The organism is Sphingomonas citricola, from assembly GCF_019429535.1.
In the GTDB taxonomy this organism is placed as follows: domain Bacteria; phylum Pseudomonadota; class Alphaproteobacteria; order Sphingomonadales; family Sphingomonadaceae; genus Sphingomonas; species Sphingomonas citricola.
Genome location: NZ_JAHXZM010000003.1, coordinates 75,422 through 89,236 on the forward strand (window position 1 = coordinate 75,422; position 13,815 = coordinate 89,236).

Genomic DNA, 13,815 nt, shown 5'->3' on the forward strand with positions numbered 1-13,815 from the left:
CCGATGATCAGGTGAAGCGGATCAGCTTCGCGGGCAGGGTGAAGCTTGCGCCGACAGCGAGTGCGGGACAGGTGAGCGCGACACTCACCTCGTTGGCCTTGGTCGCGACCACGTCGTGCACCGCGTAGCCGGTCAGGATGGCGGTAGGCGCGATCGTCAGCACCTGGCTGGCGTCTACCTTCCACGCTGCCGGGGTGGTGATCGTGAGACGGCGGACACCCGCGACCAGCGCGACCGTTGCCTTCTGCGTCAGCGTCAGCGTGCCGAGCGTGACTGCGGAAGGCTCCGCAAGCAGGTCGATGTCGAGCTCTGCGCCCGCCATGATCTCGCCCCGCCAGATCAGCGCGCCGTCCGCGCCGCTCACATCGGGCGCGTTCTGCGTCGTCAAGCGAAGGACGCGGCCGCCACCCGGGCGCTGGCGGATGATGCCGTAGAGCTGGCGGTTGGTCGGCAGGCCCTTGGTCATTGCTGCACCACGTTCGGGTTGCGACCGCCACCGCCTCCGTAACCGCCGCCGCCGTCACCACCTGGCGGCGTCTCGGTCGGCGGATAGGTTCGATCAGCGTTGGCCGTCACGAAGCTGCGCACGATGATGTTGTCGGGATCCACCACCTCGGGCCCGCTCGCTGGTTGGACGAGCGCGGCATAGGCGTTCGCTGAGCGGTCGAAGATCACGAGGTATGACGTCGCCGCAGTCAGGCCGGTGATCGTTGCGGCGGGGAAGGCGAAGCTGGTGGTGCCGTCCGACAGCGCGGCGGTGAATGCGGCAATACTGATCGTCGTGTCGCTGCTGGTGACCGGGTAGGCGAGCGAGGCGGAGGATTGAACGATCTGGGTGGCGGCGCCTGTGGGAGCGCCGGGCACCTCGAACATCCAGGCGTTGGAGGGCAGCCCGGGCGAAACGGGCGGCACCGCAGTCTGCGCAAGCGCAAAGGCGTGCTTCGCCGCCGTCTCCGATCGCGCGGTCACGGTCACGATGCCGCTGCCAGCATCGAGCGATCGCGTCAGCAGCATTACGTCCTGATCGAGCAAGCCCGCATCCGGCAGGTCGACTGTAACGACGTCGCCGGGTTTATAACCGATCCACCGGACCTTGAGCGGCAGGTTGATTGGCCCGAACTCGCGCGCGTTCTCGATCGCGTAGCGCGCCAAGGTTCCGACTTGCTTAGGTTCCTCGCCAGCGAAGCACTGCACCAACGGGAATGACGTTTCTTTTCGGACCTGCCGCCCGTCGGCCGCAACGTGCTCAGCAACGATGATCGGCTCGGCCGGCACTTCGGCCCAGGTCGTCGTGGTGATACCGCTCTGCGGATCGGTGCTGATCTGCTCCGACCAGTAGCGCGGGACCAGCGCGTTGATGCGGTCACGGCGCGCCTGCATGGTGACGATGCTGACCTCGCCCTGCGCGAGCGCGTCCCGGTCGATCGTCGCGAGGCTGACCCGCGGGGTCGACACGATGCACCCGAGCATGGCGCCGAGGCGCAGAGGCTCGCCCGCGCCCGCCTGCAGAATGTCCGTCAGCACGTCCCACTTGTCGTCGAGCGTCGATTTGACCCCGCCGACCCGCCAGCCGTTGATCTGCGCGACGTTCGCGCCCTCGACAAAATTGTCGACGATGATTCCGCTGATCGGGAGGCCCACGCCGGCGGCGAGCTTGCCGTTCTGCCGCCAGCCGAGGCACCACGTCAGCGCGACGACGTAGGGGTTGTCGCTCCACGCCCAGGTTGAATGATCGGCGACGCGCTGCGGCCCGTCACCGCCGGGATAGGTGCTGTCCTTTCGGGGATCGTAACAGAGCACGCCCTTCCCGCGCCAACCGCAGGTCGGCATCGAGGTCTGCGTGTTCTTGCCCTTCGTGTCGTATTCGAAGCGCATCATCGTCGCGGCCTTGCCCGACAAGCGATGCGCGTCACTCCAACCATACGGCGTTGCGCCCGCGAGCGTCAGCGCAGCCGGCTCCGGGCATTGCCCCAGCTGCCGCGCCTCCAACACGAAGCCGCGATTTGGCACGTCGACGATCTGCCCGACGACGCCGCGCGCGATCTGGTCGATGTAGAGCGTATCGAGCGACTGGACCGGCCCGAGCGACCACTCAGTGACGATCGACTGGTACTTGTTGGTCGAGCCGTATGCCTGGCGATAGATGATGTGCCCGCCGTTGTAGGCGTCACCGAACACGATATCGATGCCGGCGTTCGGATCGGCCTTCCATTGATCGGGCGAGCCGCCGCCGGTCGCCTTGGGCGCGGTCAGCGCACTCGTCGCCATCAGCGCCGCGGCGGCGAAGCCCGCAACCTTCGCGACGGTGGCGGCAGTGGTGACGAACGCCGCAGTCGCGCTGCCAGCGGCATACTGCCCGAGAAGTCCGATCGAGGCTGCTGCGCCGACGCCGGTGGCGACCAAGGCGACGCCACCAACGACCATCGCGGCAGTTGCAAGGAAGCGTGACACGGCGGTACCCTCCCTTTCCATGAACGAGCTTTTGACTGTTCTTGCCGCGGTGACGCTCAGCAGCTCCGGGCCGATCGCGAGGTTTCAATCGCGGCCGCCGCTCGCGGATTACAACAGCGCTGCTCAGGCCGGCGATGTGGAGCGCTGCCTGATTGACCTGCCGCAGGCGCCCGCACCCAGCGTGTATCGTCAACCCGACCGACCCGACGACGCCATGCTGATATGGTTCAAGGCACCGGAGGTGGGAGGCGCGATCCTGTACCGTGTGGACCTGCGCCGCACCGTGACCGGCACGCACGTGCGCTCGTGGATGCCGGCGAAACAGGTGGAAGAATGCGCACCTCGCCAGCGCTAGACCTTATGCGCCAAAGGTGATTTTGCCGATGGAGATCACGCATCCGAAGAGGGTCGCGACCGTCAGGTAGACGGATAGCATGAGCATTTTGCCATTATCGGCCATCAGCCGCTCATTCTTGCAAATCATGTCGGAGAGATCGTCGCAGAACTCCTGCATTGCCTGCGCCTGAGGCTTATGGGTGCGTATGTCGCTGATCCACGCGGACGGAAGACTGCCCGGATAGAACCAGCGTGACGGTCGGGCTGCCAGAACAGCGAAGAGCAGCCCGATCAATAGTCCCCCACACCCCACAACCGCTGTGTAACCCAGACCAATCTTAGGCGGGCTGCTAGTCAGGCAAACCGACGCTGCACTGGCAAGGGCCGCCGCTGCTGCCGCCAAAAGGCCCGACCACACCATCGCTCGCTGATCAGCCGCGATCGCGGCTGATAACTGAGCCTGAAGACGGACCTCGGCCCGGAGCGCTAGCCACTCCCAGATGTCGCGATCGTTGGCGTCGAGCGATGCCTGTGTCATCCTGCTGCTCCTACACGATTCGGGGGTGCCTGTGTTGCCAGACAAAGATGGGGGAGGGACCAAAGGCTTCCCCGGTTATCGCGATGGCGGTCGTACCAGCCCGCCACCTCCACCACCGCCTCCTCCGCCGCCACCGCCGCCACCGCCTTCCAAGCGCTAGCGTCGCGATCTCAGGCGCATGGCGATGAGCCATGCGCCACTCCCGAGATCAGCGGGGCGTCACGCGCCACGCGGTGTCGAGCCCAACCTCCTGAAGAATTGCAGCGCCGACCGCGTGTTCGTGGAAGCCAAGCAGCCGCCCGTTGCTGAGCTTGATGCCGAGCGCACCGAACACGTCGCCGGATGCGCCCATGACGATATCGCCGGTGACCGCGGTCGACCACGGGATGCGCTCTAGCCCGAGCGCGTCGAGCGCGGCAGCCAGCGTCTCGTGCCCGCGCGCGCGCAGCGCCTTCAGCGCCGACTTCGCGCCGCCGTAGCTGCCCGAGGGCGGAAGCTGCACCTGGTACCCCATGCGGCGAAGGTGCGCGGCGGCGAGGCGCGCGCAGTCGCTACGCCCCCAGCGGAACGGCCGCCCGATGAACTGGTCGCGGGTGGCGGTCGCGGCCGCGACGCGGCGCACCATCTCGGGCTGGCTCATCGCCGCACTCCATCTGGGCTCGACGTGCCCCAGTAAATCTGCTGCGCGACGTAGGTGACGAACGCGCAACCGAGCTCGCCCGGCCACAGATATTGGTGAAAGCTGTCCGACAGCCTCGCGCCGTCGTCGGAGAGGAAGAAGTCTTCGAAGATCGACGTCACCTCGTACTCGACCTTACGGCTGTTCGAGGTGAGCGACAGCGTGGCGGTGTCGAGCAGGCCGTTGAACAAGAGCAGCGGCTGACCGATCACGCGGCCGGTCTGCTGATCGATCGCGCCGAGCCAGAGCAACACCGACGCGCCCTGCATCGCCACCGACGCGAGCTGCGCGGCCGCGACGCCGTTGCGCGGGGTGAAAGTCAGCGACAACTGCGGGGCCTCGTTTCCGAGACCATCCGTCAGCGTGTCGATCGCCGTGAAAGTGCCGACCACCTCGTCTTCGCCGGTGAACCGCTCGAGCACGCCGTCGACGAGAAAATCGACAAAGCCGCTGCCGACGAGCAGCCGCACCGTACGGCCGGGCAGCGCCATGCGGATCGCTCCGAAGATCGTCGCGCGATCGGCGGAGAGCGCCGCCTCGAGTGCGGGATCGAGCAGCGACATTCAGGCGATCTCAGTGATTGTGAAAGTCAGGCCCTGCACGCGCGCAGGGATGATCTTCCACCCGCTCGCATCACCGCTCAGCTTCCCCTCGATCATCGGCACGAAGTCGCAGACGTCGCCGTCGAGCGGACTGACCCGCAGCATGGGACCGATCGGGAGCGACATCCTCCCGTCCTCGTCTGCAAGCGTTTCCTGCCGCGCATAGTGGAGATAGCGCCGGCCACCGTGCATCAGGGAGAAGAACTGGCGCCGACGAACGACGGATCTGCGGGTAAAACCGCGCATCGCGAGCACCATGCCAGCCTGGTCGACGCCATCGACAACGATCGACTGCCTGCTCGATACAAGCGATTTCAGCCCTGGTTGCGGGAACGGGCAGGCGACCGTCTCACCAGTCATCCAGGCATCGAGGAGGGCGGCCGTCCACAGCCGGCTATCAGGCTCCGGCTTCAGATTGGGTGTCTCAATGGTCAGCGACATGCGCGACCCCATGAAGCCCAGCCATGTTTCAACGCCGCCGGTGGGAGGCGTTTGCCAGCCGCCGAACACAACGGGGGCAGGCGTCGCGGCACGTGGCATCGGTGAGGGCGGGAGGTAGATCGTCACTAGCGGCGCCCCAGCTTTCTACGGCTTGCTCTCCGCATCTGATCTCGCCCGAGTTCAGCGCCGCCCGCGGCGATGCCTGGCGCGTGAACACCGATGCGCTGATCGGCCGTGTCGGAGATTGTCGCAGTTAGCATCTCGCTGTTGAGACCGACATCAACGCGGACGCGGCGCGGGCCAGCGTCGTTGGCTGCCATCATGCCGCGAGTCATTGCCGCCGACTTCACCTGCGACCCACGCGGCAGCCGGATCAGCTCCTGTCCAAATTCTCCAACCTTTGCCCAGCCGCCAGGCGCGTATTCGGTCCCGGTCGCAAAGCCAGGCGGCATCGTAATGCCAGCCGGCACATCATATTGAGCCATGCGCAAAGCTTCCGCGCTGGTGCCACCGGTCGCGCTGCCCGCCAGCCCGAGCAGCTTCAGCAGACCGCCACCGCCACCCGACTGTCCTACGGTCCACTTCGCAAGCAGCTCCGACAGCACGCGCAGGCCGTTCTGCCGGAACAGGTCCCAGATCGACCGGGTGCCGCCGCTCATCGCGTTCAGGTAGAAGTCTGCGACCGATCGGTAGCTCTCCATCCCGCGCTCGCGGTTCTCATTCCACAGGTCGACCTGCTGCTCTTTCTCGCGCTGCCCGCGGTCGAGCAGATCCTTCAGCGGGTCGTCACCGCCAAACATCGCAGTGCTGGCCTGCACCAGCTCTTTGCCGCGCCGATCACGCTCCTGCTGCGCAGCGGTGAGCCGATAGCCGAGAGCCTCGCCCTGGGTCAGCATGCCGGCCTGCTCGGCCTTCGCGATCGTCAGCAGCGTTTGCGCGTACGCGTCACCCGCGGCACGCGCGGGGTCGAGCAGCTTGATCAGCCCGTCAACGTCGCTCTGCAGCTCGCGGTGCGCGGCTGCCGCGTCGCGCACATCCTTGGCCATGTCCTTGTCGGCTTGCCTCTGCCCCGACGTGCGCGCCCATTCGATATGCCAGTGCCCGCGTTCGGTGATGATCTTGGTAAGGCGGACGCCCTCGGCCTCGAATGCCGACTTGATCTTGGCGACCGTGACGCCGGCCGACATCTGGATGTCCAGCGCGTTACCGCGGTTGTGCGCGCTGGATCCCGGCTTGGCGACGGGGTTGTCGGACGGCTTACCGGCTGCAACCCAAGCGTTATACAGTTGCCGCTGGCGCTCGACGCTGCGGTCGGCGCTGTTGACGGTGAGGCCCGCGGCGCGCGCGATCGCCGATGCCTGCGCCGAGGTGACCTCGCGACCATATTCGTTAACGGACTTGTTGAGCGAACGCTGTGCTGCCTCCGCCTTCTGGATGCGCTCGATCTCCTTGTCGCGGATGGAAATAAGCTCGCGCAGCCGGGCGCTGAGCTTCTGCTCGTTTCCCGCATACTTCTCCATCGCGTCAGCCCGCGCGCGCTCATATTGCGCGTTGACGATGCCCGTCGGCGTAGAGCGTGCGTCGATCTTCATGCCGACGAGCCGCGCAACGCCAAGGTCGAATCCCTTCTGCAAGCGGTCGAGATCGCCCTGGTTCTTCGTCAGCAACGCCTCGAGCCCAGCCGCACGGTTGCTGGACACGACGGCTGACAACGACGCGTTCTCGCCGCGCTGCCCCGGTGCACCCGCGCGCTGGCGGTCGATCCGCTCCTGCGCGACAGCCTGCTCGAGAAGCGCCTGTGTCTGCTGCCGCGTCGCGATCGCGGCGTCGAGCATGATCTTGATATTAGCGACGTCGATCGCCTGCTTGCGCTCAGCCGTGCGGATAGCGGTGCCCTGCGCGTCTGCGAGGTCCAGCACGGCCTTGCGGTGTTCGTCGGCCGCTTCGCGCGCGGCCTTCTCGGCCTCGCTTTCCTCCCACAGCTTGGACACGAACGGCGCCAGCGCCAGCACGGCGATCTGAAGGCCCAGACCCCAGCCGGTCATGAAGAAGCGCGCGACGGCGCCGGCACGATTCTCGATATTCTGGAACTGCCCGGCGAGCTGTCCGCCCTGGACGATGAAGGCGAGCACCGGATTCTGCCCCATGCTGACCTGCGTGAAGAAGTCCTGTAGCTGGTACGAAGCTCCGGCCATCGCCTGACCCATCGCCCCCGACTTCTGCGACACACGCTGGTGCTGATCAGCGACGGCGTCCAGCGCGGCTTGTTCGTGGCGCAGCTTGGCGACGTAATCATCGAGCGAGAGCGCGCCCGCATTGACCAGTCCGCGCGCCTCACCGATCTCGCGGTTGAAGCGCTGCTGTGCGGCATAGACCGGATCAATGGCGGCACGCAGCGCGTCGGCGCGTCTCTCCATCTGGGCGAACGCGGCCTCGAAGATCGCGCCTGATGCCGCGGCATCCTTTCGGACACCCTCGGTTATGCCGGCGTACATGTCGAGCTTGCCGGGGTTCAGGCCCGGCATCAGCGCGGCGAGCTTGTCGGCCTGCCTGTTCGCGCGCGCGACTGCGGCTTCCGCTTCCTGTCCGGCGCGCGCGGCAGACTTGGCGACGCGATTGAACGCTGCATCACCGGACGTGCCAATCTCACCCAGATCAGCGACGATCTGCGCCTTGCCTTCAGTGCCGAACCGGATTGCGACCTTACGATCCGCCATCGCCGCCCTCCTGGTCGCTCGGTGCCTGATCGGTCAGGTTGCTGATAATGGCGGCTTCAACGTGAGGCAGCGCTTGGGAGAGCAGGTCGAGATCAACGCCGCGCGCGGCGCCGACCTGCATGATCGCACCAAAGTCGAGCGCGAAGGGGCCGAACTGCGCCATGCGCAGCTGGTGAGAGCAATCGGTCAGGACTCGCCAGACGTCTTCCTCTTCGACCGACCGCGCTTCGTGGATCCGATAGGGGCATTCGTTGCACGGGCCGCGCTCGCCGCCGCACGAGAGGTTGCAGTAGTCCGCACCTTCCGCGCCTTCGTTCCAGTGCCACGCGGCGAGCGCGGCGAGCCTTTTCCCGGCGCTTTGCGCTCCCGCTCGCGCTGCCAGAACGGGCGAACATACGCCTCGTCGAAGGCGTCGAAGGTGATGGCGTCGCTGAGCGCGGCGTCGAGGTTTTCGGGCGTAAAGGGCAGGTCATCGAACACCGGCTCGCCGTCTTCCAGCACCGGCTCGCCTTCATTGTCGAATCGCTGCGTCGCGACACCGCGCCAGTCACGCGCGCCGGCGATGATCAATGCGTGACTGACCGCGGTCCCCATGTCGTCGAGCAAGTCGATGGTCGAGCGATCGCTATCTTCAGGCTCAGCCTGCGACACCGCACGCGCCGCATGCCGCGCGCGCAGGACGGCCGCGCGGTCGATCGGTGCGAACAGCACCTCGGCGCCGAGCACGGGCGTCCACTCCGGCTCGGTCGGCTTGGTCGAGATGATCAGCATCAGTGCGCCGCGACCGCGTTCACCAGCGTGGCGACGAACATCGCGCCTGCGCCGGTCGCGCCCTGGAAGTTGAAGTCCTGCTGCACGCCGCCCGGCCCCGTGATCGGCCGCTTCACCTTCGGCAGGAACGCGCGCGCGATGACGATCTTGAGGCTGTACGCGCCCGCGGTCCACGCGAACTCGAGTGACACCGGGGTCTTTGCTGTCGCCTTGTTGAACAGGGCATTGTCGCTGAACTTGGCGGTCAGCGACCCGTTCGCCATCGGCATGCCGGGATCGGCGTCGGCGATCTCGCCGTCGGGGCGGATCGTCTCGATCTTCTCCAGCGCATTGCTGAAACTGATGTCGGCCGACACGATCTCACCGACCTGCACGCCGTCGATCCGAATGGCGCCGGTCGCCGCGGCAAAGCGGGTGGTCGGTTGCACGGTTGCCGTGCCGCCGTTCGACGCCGAGGCTGGCGCGGTTTCGCCCTTTGCGATCAGCCCGATCGTGGCGCTGGTGTTGCCCGAGCGCTGCATCGCGATGCGCAACGTGTTCGCCCGCACGCCGTAGCTGGTCTGGAAGCTCGGGACGGACGGGTGCCCGATCTCGATCGAGCCCGAGGGCAGCGGGTCCGCGCCGCTGGAGAAGACGTGCTGGTAGACATTGGCCGAGACCGTGCTGTCGACCGCAGTGCCGAGCAGCAGCCGCAGCCAGTAACCGAGGTTGTTGGCGTCGAGCGGCACGACGACGTCGCCGTCGTTGGTCACGACATCATAGGTCGGGTCCGCCGGCGCGCGGCCGAGCCCCAGCAAGTCGCTGTCGATCAGCGGCTGTTCGGCACCGAGCTGCGACGAGATGAAGGGCAGCTTGAGGAAGCCGCTGCCTGGCGGGGTGCCGTAGGTGGTCTCGATGCTGGCGAGCATCTGCGCCGTAGCGCCGCGTGCGCGTCCCATAGGTCAGGTCTCCAGGGTCAGGCGAGGGGGCCGCTCGTCGAATACGAGGCGGTAAGGGTGAGGGTGGTGACGCGCTCGGGCTTGCCGATGATGTCGCCGTCTGTGGTGTAGCTCGCGAGGTCGTCGGTTTCCGGCGCCGAAGTGTCGAGCCAGTCGATCAGCCCACGAAGCGTGCGATCAGCCTCGATCTGCTCGCCGATGCCGACCAGCATGGTGTCGAGCGCTTCCTCGCGCGTGATGCCGCCCGAGCGGAAACCGTAGACCTCGACTGGGATCTCGTGATCGTACCAATAGGTCAGCGGGCTCAGCGTCGTCTCGGTCAGCGTCGGAACCCCCGCGCGAACGATGACGCGACCCGCTGCCGGCACGTCCGACGGTGCCATGTCCTTGCCGTCGAGCCCAAGCACCTCTGCGCCGGGCACCGCGATCGTCATCAACTGCTTGACCGCGTTCAGCACATCGAGTCGCCTGCTCATATTCGCTGCAACTCCTCGCCAAATGCGCTGTCGAAGCGGTTGGTCCAGCGCTGCGCGGGGCCGTCGAGGTCGAGCAGCTTCGGCAAGCGCGCCTGCCGGGTGAGCGTGAACATCAGCGTGAGCTTCGACACGCGACCACGCGCGCGCCGACCGGGCGTGTTCGGACGGACACCCCGCGAGCGGCCAGCGATCAGGTCCATGAACGCGAGCAGGTTGCCGTTTCGACCAGGGCGGATGACGAAGTCGGTGTTGAACCGGCTCTCGCACTCCTCCGGCGTGATCGCTCCGGCGGCATAGCGCTGGTAGCGCGGTCGCCCGCCCGTCGTGCCGATGCGCGGACCGCTCCGGCTGCGCGCGCGGGGCACGTTGTCGGTGGGGATCCAGAGGTAGCGCGCACCGGCGACCGGACGGATGGTGGCGCCAGCGACGAAGCCAGCGATGATGGTCGGCGCGCGGCTCCAGATGAAGCCGCCGGGATTGATGCTGTTCTTCTCGCCGTCAGGATAGGCGCGGCCGGTCCAGGTGTTCGCCAGCCGCGTGCCGAGTCCCGCTGAGACAATCTGCTGCCGGAGCTCGTCGCGCGTCGGGATCAGCGAGGCGCGCATGGCGCGGGTGGCAGCCTTGGCGATGCCGCCCTCGATCTCGTCGGCCAGCTTGCCGAATGACGGCAACCCGACGTCGACGCGCATGGCGGTTACTCCGCTGCCGGGGCAGGGGGCGTCGGCGCGACCTCACCCTTAACGGGCGGCTCGGCGAGCACGTCCTGCTCGCGCAGACGCTTCTCCTCGGCGTCGCTGACGCTGATCGGGTTGTCGTGCGGGTGTTGCACGCTCTGCGTGTCGCCGGACCTCACGATTGTCGGCCCAAACAGATAGACGTCCTTCATGGCGCGCTCCTTCGTCATTCGTCGAGCGGCTCGGTGCCGCAGAACCAGGTGAGCCCCTCGACGTCGCCGCGCGGGTCGCCGCTGATGCGAAGGACCGGGTCGCCGCCGACAAGCTGACCGTCAGCGATGCTGCCGCCGATCGCGACGATCTCGCCCGGCCTGATGCGGGGCGCGTCCGAGCGGCGGATCTCCAGCACCGTGCCGCGCATGCGGGTACGCTGACCGCCGCCATACGAGGCGTCGTCTTCCAGGCTGGAAATGATGACGCGGATAGCGACGGGCTCGCCGTAATCGGGCTGGTAGACCGCCGCCGCGGTGCCGGGCGCGTTGAATAGCGCGTCCAGCGCCGCGGCGAACGGGTCCGACATGATCAGGCGGCGATCTGCCCGGTCAGCTTCACGCGACCGGTTGGGTCACCCGACGCTGCCGCCTGCGTGAAAGCGCCGATCAGCACCGCGCCCGAGGCGTTCGGCGTCACCACGAACGCGGTGTTGTCCCAATACGCCTTGGCGCCCGGCGTGACCGCGCCGGCCGCCTTTGGGAGGTCGAACACCTCCTCGGTGACCCCGACCACCGGCGCGCCCGATGCCGCAGCACCGGAGGCGACCGCGAAGATCGAGCCGACGAGGAAGCCGTCGCCGCTCTTTAGATCGCGAGGGGCGGTAAAGGTGAGGTTCTCACCCTTCTGCACGTAGTTCTTCATGCTGTTTCTCCCAATCAGTCCGCGCGAGCGGCCCGGATTGCGGCGATCATCGCCGCCTTGGTGGTGACGCCGGTGAAGTCGACGCCCTCGTCGCCCGCGAGCGACTTCAGCTCTTCGACTTTCAGGGCATCGAGCCCGTCGTCCTCAAGTTCACCTTCTTCCGGCATGTCCTCGGGCTCACCATCCAGGCGGCGCGATTCCTGCAGCTGCTCCGCCTCCTTGTCGGTGACGGTCAACGGCCCCTCGACGGGGTAGCGAACGGCTCCGGCGATCACCGCCGGGCCGATCAGGTCCACGATCTTCATCGCTCAATCCTTTCTCGGTTCGGCTCAGTTGCCGGGGTTGCGGTAGAAGCCGCGGAAGTCGATCGTCGCGGCGCCGACGTCGAGACGAGCCTTCGTCTTGATGCCGTCCACGTCGAAGCCGGCCTGCGTCTCGATGAACACGCCCTCCTGGCCTTCCAGGTGCGACAGCTCGATCGTGTCGATCGCACTGGGATCGGCGACCAGGTACCAGCTGTTATCGGTGATGCGCGGCTCGACGATCAGTTGCAGCTTGCCCGCGAACGGGTTGACGTTCGACGGCTGCGCCGCGGCCACGGCCGTCAAGAACTGCTCGGCTTCGGTCTGCTTGGCGGGGCCGACGACGAGGAAGGCGGGGCGAACGGTGATGAACCCACCCTCGGCAGATTTCTGCGTTGCCATCGCCTGACGGCCGGCAGCTACCGACGTGACGTTGATAGCCGCGCCGGCGCCGAGGTTGCCGTGCTGGTTCGAGAACAGCGCGAAGCCATCCGCCATCGTCGGATTGCTGACGATGATGCCCCAGACGAGGTCGCTCTCGAGGTCTTTCGCCTTGAAGCCGAACTGCTGCGGCACGCGCGAGAACAGCCGCTTGTCATCGTTGATCAACGCCTGACGCGTGATCGCGATGATGCGGCCATAGGTCTGCAGCCGGTAGGTCATGCCGGTGTCGGACATCGCGCCGTACGTGAACTCGGCGTTCTCGCGCACCAGCAGCAGCGAGGGCGCATCGCCCAGGCCGATGATGTTGGTGTCCTTGAGTCCGGCAGGGTGCCGCGCGACACGATGGGGCCGAACGTCTGGGGCGCCGCCTCGTAGGCAGCGCGCACCCGCTTTCCGGCTGCGTTCGAAAGGGCGTTCGCGAAGTCGCTGGTCGTGTGTGCGCCATACCGCAGGCCGAGCGCCGCTCCGGCGATCTCCAGCTTGTTGCCGCCGAACACGCCGATGCCGGTGCGCTGGCAGTAATCACGCGCCATCTCCATCATCGACATGCCGCGGAACTCGCGCGCGGCGAGCGCATCGGCCTCGGCGACCTGTGCGGACGGGTCCGCGCGCAGCACCACCGCTGCTTCGATCGCGCGACGATAGCCGTCGCTGTCAGTGCCGGTGCGCCCCGCGCGCGCGTCGATCGTCGGCAACGCACGGCTGTCGATCAGGTGATCGCTAATCGCGCGTTCGAACTCGACCTCGCTCAGGGGCGTTGCCTCATTCCGCTCGATCAGCTGTCGCGCGAACGCGTCGCCAAGCTCGGGGGCGCGACCGCATCGCTCGAAGATTCGGGTCGCGGTGATCGCGGGCGCGGCGCGGGTCTGATTTTCGGGCGCCTGTCGCTGCTCCGGGGCTGCGGCGGTCGTGGTCTCGGCGGGCGCGGTGTCCGCCGCCTGGGTAGCCTCATCGGCCATGGTCATCTCCTGGGTGGTGGACGCGGCGACGCCGCGGATGGTGCAGGGGTGCTCGCCGCCCTGCGCGGCACTCCGCTGACGCACTTGCGCCGCGGCATCGAAAGGCACCGTCACGAACGAGAGCTCGACCGGCTCCCAATCCGTGGCGAGCATGTGGGGATATTCACCCTCACGCTCGGTGCGCTGAAACTCGAAGACGTTATAGGATACGCTGAGCGATCGGATGTGACCGTCGATGATCTTCGCGACCGTGTCGGCGACGTCCGGCGTGCGCGCGAGGCGAACCCGGCATAGTCCTTCGCCGTTCTCGATGCGGACACTGCCCGGCACTACCGACCCAAGCACGCTCGAAAGGCTGTACGTGCTGTGGCTGTCGAGCAGGCACGCGCCGGCATTCAGGCGGCCGAGGCGCACAGCGCCCGCGTCCATGCTCAGCTCTTCGGTGTAGTAACCCCCGTCCAGCCAGTCGAACCGAAGCCCAGCGGCCCCGATCGACCATACGACCTCGATCGAATTGTCCTCTTCCTGGTACGACGAGGGCCGGACATCGGCCGCGCGGAGCATTGTCGGCG

The 13,815-nt window shown here is 67.0% G+C and carries 19 protein-coding genes; 1 reads left to right on the forward strand and 18 read right to left on the reverse strand.

Going from position 1 to position 13,815, the window contains the following annotated elements; genetic code table 11:
- Positions 1-7: 7 nt before the first annotated feature.
- Positions 8-466: a hypothetical protein gene (locus KZ810_RS07920; protein WP_219768489.1), complete on the reverse strand. Its 459-nt coding sequence runs from the start codon at positions 464-466 to the stop codon at positions 8-10.
- Positions 463-2,451 (reverse strand): hypothetical protein, encoded by a 1,989-nt coding sequence (locus KZ810_RS07925; protein ID WP_219768491.1) that lies wholly within the window; start codon positions 2,449-2,451, stop codon positions 463-465. The genes KZ810_RS07920 and KZ810_RS07925 overlap by 4 nt, the downstream gene beginning before the upstream one ends.
- Before the next feature lie 19 nt (positions 2,452-2,470).
- On the opposite strand from KZ810_RS07925, the gene KZ810_RS07930 reads away from it, so the two are divergent.
- A complete protein-coding gene (locus KZ810_RS07930) occupies positions 2,471-2,806 on the forward strand; it encodes a hypothetical protein (RefSeq protein ID WP_219768492.1) in 336 nt (111 codons plus the stop codon).
- 3 nt (positions 2,807-2,809) lie between these two features.
- On the opposite strand, the gene KZ810_RS07935 is transcribed toward KZ810_RS07930, so the two are convergent.
- From KZ810_RS07935 to KZ810_RS17475, 16 genes are all read right to left on the reverse strand, one after another.
- A complete protein-coding gene (locus KZ810_RS07935; protein ID WP_219768493.1) occupies positions 2,810-3,325 on the reverse strand; it encodes a hypothetical protein in 516 nt (171 codons plus the stop codon).
- A 208-nt stretch (positions 3,326-3,533) separates the two neighbouring features.
- A complete protein-coding gene (locus KZ810_RS07940; protein WP_219768495.1) occupies positions 3,534-3,965 on the reverse strand; it encodes a DUF6950 family protein in 432 nt (143 codons plus the stop codon).
- Positions 3,962-4,567 carry a hypothetical protein gene (locus KZ810_RS07945; RefSeq protein WP_219768496.1) on the reverse strand — a complete coding sequence of 202 codons (606 nt, stop codon included), beginning with the start codon at positions 4,565-4,567 and terminating at the stop codon, positions 3,962-3,964. The genes KZ810_RS07940 and KZ810_RS07945 overlap by 4 nt, the downstream gene beginning before the upstream one ends.
- On the reverse strand, positions 4,568-5,173 hold the full coding sequence (locus KZ810_RS07950; protein ID WP_219768497.1) for a hypothetical protein: 606 nt from the start codon (positions 5,171-5,173) through the stop codon (positions 4,568-4,570).
- On the reverse strand, positions 5,173-7,764 hold the full coding sequence (locus tag KZ810_RS07955; protein ID WP_219768498.1) for a D-alanyl-D-alanine carboxypeptidase family protein: 2,592 nt from the start codon (positions 7,762-7,764) through the stop codon (positions 5,173-5,175). Before KZ810_RS07955 ends, KZ810_RS07950 begins: the two co-directional genes overlap by 1 nt.
- Positions 7,751-7,927, reverse strand: a complete 177-nt coding sequence (locus KZ810_RS07960; RefSeq protein ID WP_219768499.1) for a DUF7697 family protein — start codon at positions 7,925-7,927, stop codon at positions 7,751-7,753. Before KZ810_RS07960 ends, KZ810_RS07955 begins: the two co-directional genes overlap by 14 nt.
- 23 nt (positions 7,928-7,950) lie before the next feature.
- Entirely contained in the window at positions 7,951-8,535 is a 585-nt protein-coding gene (locus KZ810_RS07965; protein WP_219768500.1) for a hypothetical protein, read from the reverse strand.
- Positions 8,535-9,473 (reverse strand): phage tail tube protein, encoded by a 939-nt coding sequence (locus tag KZ810_RS07970; protein ID WP_219768501.1) that lies wholly within the window; start codon positions 9,471-9,473, stop codon positions 8,535-8,537. Before KZ810_RS07970 ends, KZ810_RS07965 begins: the two co-directional genes overlap by 1 nt.
- A 17-nt stretch (positions 9,474-9,490) precedes the next feature.
- Entirely contained in the window at positions 9,491-9,949 is a 459-nt protein-coding gene (locus KZ810_RS07975) for a hypothetical protein (protein WP_219768503.1), read from the reverse strand.
- Positions 9,946-10,638, reverse strand: coding sequence for a DUF6441 family protein (locus tag KZ810_RS07980; protein ID WP_219768504.1), 693 nt, complete (start codon positions 10,636-10,638; stop codon positions 9,946-9,948). Before KZ810_RS07980 ends, KZ810_RS07975 begins: the two co-directional genes overlap by 4 nt.
- 5 nt (positions 10,639-10,643) lie before the next feature.
- Positions 10,644-10,835, reverse strand: a complete 192-nt coding sequence (locus KZ810_RS07985) for a hypothetical protein (protein WP_219768506.1) — start codon at positions 10,833-10,835, stop codon at positions 10,644-10,646.
- Between the two features lie 14 nt (positions 10,836-10,849).
- Positions 10,850-11,203 carry a head-tail joining protein gene (locus KZ810_RS07990; protein WP_219768508.1) on the reverse strand — a complete coding sequence of 118 codons (354 nt, stop codon included), beginning with the start codon at positions 11,201-11,203 and terminating at the stop codon, positions 10,850-10,852.
- Positions 11,204-11,205: 2 nt separating this feature from the next.
- Entirely contained in the window at positions 11,206-11,538 is a 333-nt protein-coding gene (locus tag KZ810_RS07995; protein WP_219768509.1) for a DUF2190 family protein, read from the reverse strand.
- 14 nt (positions 11,539-11,552) lie between these two features.
- A complete protein-coding gene (locus tag KZ810_RS08000) occupies positions 11,553-11,843 on the reverse strand; it encodes a hypothetical protein (protein ID WP_219768511.1) in 291 nt (96 codons plus the stop codon).
- A gap of 24 nt (positions 11,844-11,867) precedes the next feature.
- The gene (locus tag KZ810_RS08005) at positions 11,868-12,551 is read right to left on the reverse strand and encodes a phage major capsid protein (RefSeq protein WP_219768512.1); all 684 of its coding nucleotides are present in this window, start codon (positions 12,549-12,551) and stop codon (positions 11,868-11,870) included.
- Positions 12,500-13,807, reverse strand: coding sequence for an HK97 family phage prohead protease (locus KZ810_RS17475; RefSeq protein ID WP_219768513.1), 1,308 nt, complete (start codon positions 13,805-13,807; stop codon positions 12,500-12,502). The genes KZ810_RS08005 and KZ810_RS17475 overlap by 52 nt, the downstream gene beginning before the upstream one ends.
- Between the last annotated feature and the right edge of the window lie 8 nt (positions 13,808-13,815).

Excerpts from the sequence above, each read along its gene's own strand:
- KZ810_RS08000 (WP_219768511.1), bottom strand. The coding sequence starts at position 11,843 with ATGAAGATCGTGGACCTGATCGGCCCGGCGGTGATCGCCGGAGCCGTT.
- KZ810_RS07935 (WP_219768493.1), bottom strand. The coding sequence starts at position 3,325 with ATGACACAGGCATCGCTCGACGCCAACGATCGCGACATCTGGGAGTGG.
- KZ810_RS17475 (WP_219768513.1), bottom strand. The coding sequence starts at position 13,807 with ATGCTCCGCGCGGCCGATGTCCGGCCCTCGTCGTACCAGGAAGAGGAC.
- KZ810_RS07930 (WP_219768492.1), top strand. The coding sequence starts at position 2,471 with ATGAACGAGCTTTTGACTGTTCTTGCCGCGGTGACGCTCAGCAGCTCC.
- KZ810_RS07945 (WP_219768496.1), bottom strand. The coding sequence starts at position 4,567 with ATGTCGCTGCTCGATCCCGCACTCGAGGCGGCGCTCTCCGCCGATCGC.
- KZ810_RS07965 (WP_219768500.1), bottom strand. The coding sequence starts at position 8,535 with ATGCTGATCATCTCGACCAAGCCGACCGAGCCGGAGTGGACGCCCGTG.
- KZ810_RS07955 (WP_219768498.1), bottom strand. The coding sequence starts at position 7,764 with ATGGCGGATCGTAAGGTCGCAATCCGGTTCGGCACTGAAGGCAAGGCG.
- KZ810_RS07985 (WP_219768506.1), bottom strand. The coding sequence starts at position 10,835 with ATGAAGGACGTCTATCTGTTTGGGCCGACAATCGTGAGGTCCGGCGAC.
- KZ810_RS07920 (WP_219768489.1), bottom strand. The coding sequence starts at position 466 with ATGACCAAGGGCCTGCCGACCAACCGCCAGCTCTACGGCATCATCCGC.
- KZ810_RS07970 (WP_219768501.1), bottom strand. The coding sequence starts at position 9,473 with ATGGGACGCGCACGCGGCGCTACGGCGCAGATGCTCGCCAGCATCGAG.
- KZ810_RS07940 (WP_219768495.1), bottom strand. The coding sequence starts at position 3,965 with ATGAGCCAGCCCGAGATGGTGCGCCGCGTCGCGGCCGCGACCGCCACC.
- KZ810_RS07960 (WP_219768499.1), bottom strand. The coding sequence starts at position 7,927 with ATGGCGCAGTTCGGCCCCTTCGCGCTCGACTTTGGTGCGATCATGCAG.
- KZ810_RS07980 (WP_219768504.1), bottom strand. The coding sequence starts at position 10,638 with ATGCGCGTCGACGTCGGGTTGCCGTCATTCGGCAAGCTGGCCGACGAG.
- KZ810_RS07995 (WP_219768509.1), bottom strand. The coding sequence starts at position 11,538 with ATGAAGAACTACGTGCAGAAGGGTGAGAACCTCACCTTTACCGCCCCT.
- KZ810_RS07975 (WP_219768503.1), bottom strand. The coding sequence starts at position 9,949 with ATGAGCAGGCGACTCGATGTGCTGAACGCGGTCAAGCAGTTGATGACG.
- KZ810_RS07990 (WP_219768508.1), bottom strand. The coding sequence starts at position 11,203 with ATGTCGGACCCGTTCGCCGCGGCGCTGGACGCGCTATTCAACGCGCCC.